Here is a 1,500-nt window from a genome sequence, read left to right on the forward strand (position 1 = left end):
TCGGCGTCCACGTCCTGGCTCAGCTGCGCGGCCAGGATGTCGATCTCGGCCTCGCCCAGCTTGGTGCCGATCTTGCCCAGCGCGCCCGGCTTGTCGCTGTAGTTCAGCACGGCCAGGTTCAGGCCCTCGGCGCGCATGTCGTAGTTGCGGCCGTTGATGTTGACGATCTTCTCGACCAGGTTCGGCTCGGTCAGCGTGCCTGCCACGTTCAGGGTCGAGCCGTCGCCGAACACGGCGCGCAGGTCGACGACGCTGCGGTGGTTCGGGCTCTCGGTGGCCGTGGTGACCTCGGCGGTGATGCCGCGTTCCTTGGCCAGCGCCGGGGCGTTGACGAAGGTGACCTGGTCCTCGACCAGCGCCGAGAACACCCCGCGCAGCGCGGACAGCTCCAGCACGGCCACGTCCTGCGAGGCCAGCTCGCCGCGCACCTGCACCTCGACGCTGACGGGCAGCTCGTTGGCGATGGCGCCGAGCAGCGCACCCTGCTTGCGCACGACATCCAGCCACGGCGCGACGACATCGTTGACCGCGCCACCGGTGACGTTCACCGCACCCGGCACGAACTCACCGGCCAGCGCCAGCAGCACCGACTTGGCGACATCGGTGCCCGCGCGGTCCTGGGCCTCGGCGGTGGAGGCGCCCAGGTGCGGGGTCACGACGACCTCGGGCAGCTCGAACAGCGGGCTGTCGGTGCACGGCTCGGTCTCGAACACGTCCAGACCGGCGGCCCGCACGTGGCCGGACTTGATCGCGTCGGCCAGCGCCTGCTCGTCGATCAGGCCACCGCGCGCGGCGTTGACGATGATGACGCCCGGCTTGGTCTTGGCCAGGGTCTCGGCGTTGAGCATGCCCTTGGTCTCGGGCGTCTTGGGCAGGTGGATGGAGATGAAGTCGGCGCGCTCGAGCACCTCCTCCAGGCTCAGCAGCTCGATGCCGAGCTGGGCGGCACGCGCGGGCGAGGTGTAGGGGTCGTAGGCGACGATCTTGGTCTCGAAGGCGGCGAGGCGCTGCGCGAACAGCTGGCCGATGCGGCCGAGGCCGATGACGCCGACGGTCTTGCCGAGGATCTCGACACCGTTGAACTTGCTGCGCTTCCAGGTCTTCTCGCGCAGGGTCGCGTCGGCGGCCGGGATCTGGCGGGCGGCGGCGAGCAGCAGGGTGACGGCGTGCTCGGCGGCGGTGTGGATGTTGGAGGTCGGGGCGTTGACGACCATCACGCCACGCTCGGTGGCGGCGGGCACGTCGACGTTGTCGAGGCCGACGCCGGCACGGGCGACGATCTGGAGCTTCTTGCCCGCCTCGAGCACCTCGGCGTCGACGGTGGTGGCGGAGCGCACGAGCAGCGCGTCGGCCTCGGGGACCGCGGCGAGCAGGGCCGGGCGGTCGGGGCCGTCGACCCAGCGAACCTCGACACCGTCACCGAGCGCGTCGACGGTCGACTGGGCGAGCTTGTCGGCGATCAGAACTACAGGACGGCCTGCTTGGCTCACTGTGGGGTAC

The 1,500-nt window shown here is 70.7% G+C and carries 1 protein-coding gene; it reads right to left on the bottom strand.

What is annotated here, in order from left to right; translation table 11 throughout:
* Positions 1-1,490 (bottom strand): phosphoglycerate dehydrogenase (gene serA, locus QH270_RS17140; protein WP_280343314.1); only part of this gene is annotated, 1,490 nt, incomplete at its 3' end.
* Positions 1,491-1,500: the final 10 nt, after the last annotated feature.

This window comes from Nocardia neocaledoniensis (genome assembly GCF_029868625.1).
Taxonomy (GTDB): Bacteria; Actinomycetota; Actinomycetes; order Mycobacteriales; family Mycobacteriaceae; genus Nocardia; species Nocardia neocaledoniensis_A.